This window comes from Plasticicumulans sp. (genome assembly GCF_035331805.1).
In the GTDB taxonomy this organism is placed as follows: domain Bacteria; phylum Pseudomonadota; class Gammaproteobacteria; order Competibacterales; family Competibacteraceae; genus Plasticicumulans.
In genome coordinates this window covers 1-4,025 of the sequence record NZ_DAOLKE010000319.1, presented here as the reverse complement: position 1 = coordinate 4,025, position 4,025 = coordinate 1, and the positions used below count along the sequence as shown (strand labels likewise).

Genomic DNA, 4,025 nt, shown 5'->3' with positions numbered 1-4,025 from the left:
CTCAGGCCGGCACGTCGGCGAGCTGCCAGCCGCCGCGGCCGTCGAGCTGCAGCCGGCGCCGGTGGAAGGCCGCGAGCGTGCTGCGGTGGCCGATGCTGACGATCGTCGTTTCCGGCAGCCGTGCGCGCAGCAGCGCATACAGCGCCTGTTCGGAAGGTTCGTCGAGCGCGGAACTCGCCTCGTCGAGGAACAGCCAGCGCGGCCGGCGCAGCAGGATGCGTGCGAAGGCGACGCGCTGCTGCTCGCCGCCCGAGAGCGTCTGCTGCCAGTCCTCGACCGTTTCGAGCTGGCCGGCGAGCCGCTCCAGACCGACCTCGGCGAGCACGGCCTGCAAGGCGTCATCGCTCACCGTCTGCTGCTGCGGGTACAGCAGCGCCTCGCGCAGCGTGCCGATCGGCAGGTAGGGCTTCTGCGGCACGAACAGCACGCCGTCGCCGGGCAGGCGCACGCGGCCCTTCGCGTAGGGCCACAGTCCGGCCAGCGTGCGCAGCAGCGTGCTCTTGCCGCTGCCCGAGGCACCGCTGATCAGCAGCGACTCGCCGGGCTGCAGGTCGAGATCGAGCCCGTCGAGCAGCGCCTCGCCGTCCGGGCGGCGGATGCCGAGCGTCTCGGTCTGCGGGCGCGGCGCGCTGCTGCGCTCGACCTGCGAGATGTCGTCGATGCGCGCCTCCAGCGATTCCAGCGCCTCGGTGAACTGCGTCAGGCGCAGCGTCACGGCGCGCCACGCGGCGATGTTCTGGTAGCTGTCGATGAAGAAGCTCATCGCGTCCTGCACGCGGTTGAAGGCGTTGCCGATCTGCATCAGCTGGCCGAACGGCATCTTCGTCGCGAAGTAGAACGGCGCGACGGTCAGGTAGGGCACGATCACCGACACCTGGCTGTAGCCGGCGTTGAACATGTCGACCTTGAAGCCGGCGATGATCAGCCGGTGGTAATTGTCGATGACGCGGCGAAAGCGCGTGCGCAGCCGCCCGTCCTCGACCTGCTCGCCGCCGTACAGCGCCACCGATTCGAGGTTCTCGCGCAGCCGCATCAGGTTGAAGCGGTAGTCGGCCTCGACGCGCTCCTGCTGGAAGTTCAGCGGGATCAGCGCATGGCCGATGCGGTGCGTGAGCCAGGTGCCGAGCACCGCGTACACCAGCGCCCCCCAGAACAGGAAGCCGGGGATGTGGAACTGCGTGTCGCCGATGGTCAGCGGCAGCGTCGAGGACAGGCCCCAGAGGATCACCGAGAAGCTCACCAGCGTCGTGACCGAGTTCACGAGCCCGAACACCAGCGTCATCGTCTGCTCGGTGAAGCTGTTGAGATCGTCGGCGATGCGCTGGTCGGGGTTGTCGACGGCGCTGCCGACCAGCTTCATGCGGTAGAAGGCCTTGTCGTGCAGCCAGGCGTGCTGGTAGCGCTTGGTCAGCCAGGTGCGCCAGCGGATGCGCAGCCACATGCGCAGCAGGTAGCGCGTGCCGGAGACGAGGATGAAAACGCTCGCGAGGATGCCGAAGGTGCCGAGCGCGGCCCAGAACGCCGGCGCGTCGTAGTTCTGCAGCGCGTCGTAGAAGCCGCGATACCAGGAATTCAGCCGCACCGTCAGGTAGACGATCGTGAAGTTGCCGGTCAGCACGATGATCAGCAGCGCCCAGGCGCTGAGCTTTTCCTCGGAGGTCCAGTAGGCGCGCGTCAGTCGCCAGACGCGGGCGAGGGCGGCGCGGTCGAACGCATGCTGCGTGTCGTTCATCGGCAGGAGGCTCCGGAAGGCTGCACGCGCAGGAGGCAGGCGGCAGGCGAAGGGAAGGAAGGACAGGGACGGGCGCGCGCTCGGAAGGAACACGGCCTTGTAATCGCGCCGCGGCCCCGGCGTTTTAGCGGACGCTTAACCGCCTCGCGCCGGGCGCTGCGGCGTCGGATCGGTGCGGGCCGCCCGCGGTTCCCGTCGCGGCGGGCGCGGATGATAGCCGTGCACCGGCCCGTATACTCCGCGCCCTTACGTCACGGCCGGTGTCCGCGGATGCGCATCCTCACGTTCTCGACGCTCTACCCCAACGCCACGGCGCCGCAGTTCGGCGTGTTCGTCGAGAACCGCCTGCGCCAGCTGCTCGCGAGCGGCGAGGTCGAGGCGCGCGTCGTCGCGCCGGTGCCGTGGGTGCCGGGTGACTACGGCTGGCTCGGGTCGTATGCGCGGCTCGCGCGCATCCCGGCCGAAGAACACCGTCACGGCATCGCGGTGCGTCACCCGCGCTATCCGCAGCTGCCGCGCATCGGCGAAACCCTGCATCCGCTCGGGCTCGCGCTCGGCGCGCTGCCGGCGCTGCGCCGGCTGCAGCGCGAGGGCTTCGACTTCGAGCTGATCGACGCGCACTACTTCTATCCCGACGGCGTCGCCGCGGCGCTGCTGGCGCGCTGGCTCGGCAAGCCCTTCGTGGTCACGGCGCGCGGCACCGATCTGGTCACCATTGCGAAGCACCCGCTGCCGCAGCGCATGATCCGCGCCGCCGCCGAAGCCGCCGACGGCCTGATCACGGTCTCGGCCTCGCTCGCCGGAGAACTCGCCGGACTCGGCATCGCCCGCGAGCGCGTGACGGTGCTCAGGAACGGCGTCGATCTCGCGCACTTCCGGCCGGCCGAACGCGAGGCCGCGCGCGCGCGCTTCGGCGTCAGCGGCCCGGCGCCGGTGCTGGCCTCGGTCGGGCACCTGATCCCGCGCAAGGGCAACGAATGGATCCTGCGCGCACTGCCGGCCCTGCCCGGCGTGCGCCTGCTGATCGCCGGGCAGGGACCGGAGCAGGCCATGCTGGAAGGGCTGATCCGCGAGCTTGGCCTCGCCGGCCGGGTCACGCTGCTCGGCGAGGTGGCGCACGCCGAGCTGTCGCAGCTCTATTCCGCCGCCGACGTGCTGGTGCTCGCGACCGGCCACGAAGGCTGGCCGAACGTGCTGCTCGAAGCCATGGCCTGCGGCACGCCGGTGCTCGCGAACGCCGTCTCCGGCTGCCCGGAGATCGTCACCGCCCCGGAAGCCGGCCGGCTGATGCCGGACCGCCAGCCCGCCACCATCGCCACGCACGCCGCTGCGCTGCTCGCCGCACTGCCGGATCGCGCGGCGACGCGCCGCTACGCCGAAGGCTTCTCGTGGGAGGCCACGACGCGCGGCCAGCTCGACCTGTTCCGCGCGATCCTTGCGCGGCGCAGGGCGGGGGGCTGAACCGGCATCGGGGGCGATTTGCACTGCTCCGATGCCGCAGCGGCGCGGACGCCGGCAGCCGCGCCAGACGTTTTCCCGTTTTCCCGCAGGCGGCAGGAGCTGAAAAGACGGCGCGTTCAGCCGTGACCGCCCTGAGTGGCACCGTCATCGGCACAGGCCCGGCCCGGACGCTGCCGGCTGAACATCCGGCTGCGCGCCGGCAGTCCGGGCAGGATGCGGTCGTCTCCACAAATGCACCTGCATCCGCGCGTTCATTGCGCGGGCGATCAGGCGCCGGTCGCGCCCGGGTACAGGTGATGATTTCGCGCTCGGACGGATCGCCGCGCAGGGACTGCATCTTCTGGCCGGCAGGCTGATGCCGGGTTTCGCCGCATCGGCGCCAGTCAGCGGCCGGAAATCCCCGCCCAGACCCGTCCCCTGCGAGAGCGGCAGGGGTACAGGTCCGGCAGGGCGGGGGCGTCGGCAAAGGCGGTCGACTCCCGACCGCAGGACTGGCACGGCGGGGCCGTGGCCGGTGGCCGCAGCAGGGCTGCGGGCGTCGGCGACGGTCCCGGGCCGGACGCCGCGTGACTGTCTGCCGATCCGGATGCTGCGGCGATGACCGGCGTCAGCCGCTGTGCGGCTCGCCAGGCGGCCGGAATACGGTTTTCGGCCCGAAACTTGCCGTTGACAGCCCCGGACCCCATCCGTAATATGCGCCGCCTGTTCCGGCCGTGGCAGCGGCGGGAGCGGAAATCGATCAAAAAGGCTACGTAGCTCAGCTGGTTAGAGCACAGCACTCATAATGCTGGGGTCCTCAGTTCGATTCTGAGCGTAGCCACCAAAAATCAAG

The 4,025-nt window shown here is 70.6% G+C and carries 2 protein-coding genes and 1 tRNA gene; 2 read left to right on the top strand and 1 reads right to left on the bottom strand.

Going from position 1 to position 4,025, the window contains the following annotated elements; translation table 11 throughout:
* Position 1 precedes the first annotated feature (1 nt).
* Positions 2 to 1,732, bottom strand: a complete 1,731-nt coding sequence (locus tag PKE44_RS16065; RefSeq protein WP_324553150.1) for an ABC transporter ATP-binding protein/permease — start codon at positions 1,730 to 1,732, stop codon at positions 2 to 4.
* Positions 1,733 to 2,002: 270 nt separating this feature from the next.
* Between PKE44_RS16065 and PKE44_RS16060 the strand changes: the two genes are divergently transcribed.
* Positions 2,003 to 3,193 carry a glycosyltransferase gene (locus PKE44_RS16060; RefSeq protein ID WP_324553147.1) on the top strand — a complete coding sequence of 397 codons (1,191 nt, stop codon included), beginning with the start codon at positions 2,003 to 2,005 and terminating at the stop codon, positions 3,191 to 3,193.
* Between the two features lie 746 nt (positions 3,194 to 3,939).
* A tRNA-Met gene (locus PKE44_RS16055) sits at positions 3,940 to 4,016 on the top strand.
* The last annotated feature ends 9 nt before the right edge of the window (positions 4,017 to 4,025 follow it).

Excerpts from the sequence above, each read along its gene's own strand:
- PKE44_RS16060 (WP_324553147.1), top strand. The coding sequence starts at position 2,003 with ATGCGCATCCTCACGTTCTCGACGCTCTACCCCAACGCCACGGCGCCG.
- PKE44_RS16065 (WP_324553150.1), bottom strand. The coding sequence starts at position 1,732 with ATGAACGACACGCAGCATGCGTTCGACCGCGCCGCCCTCGCCCGCGTC.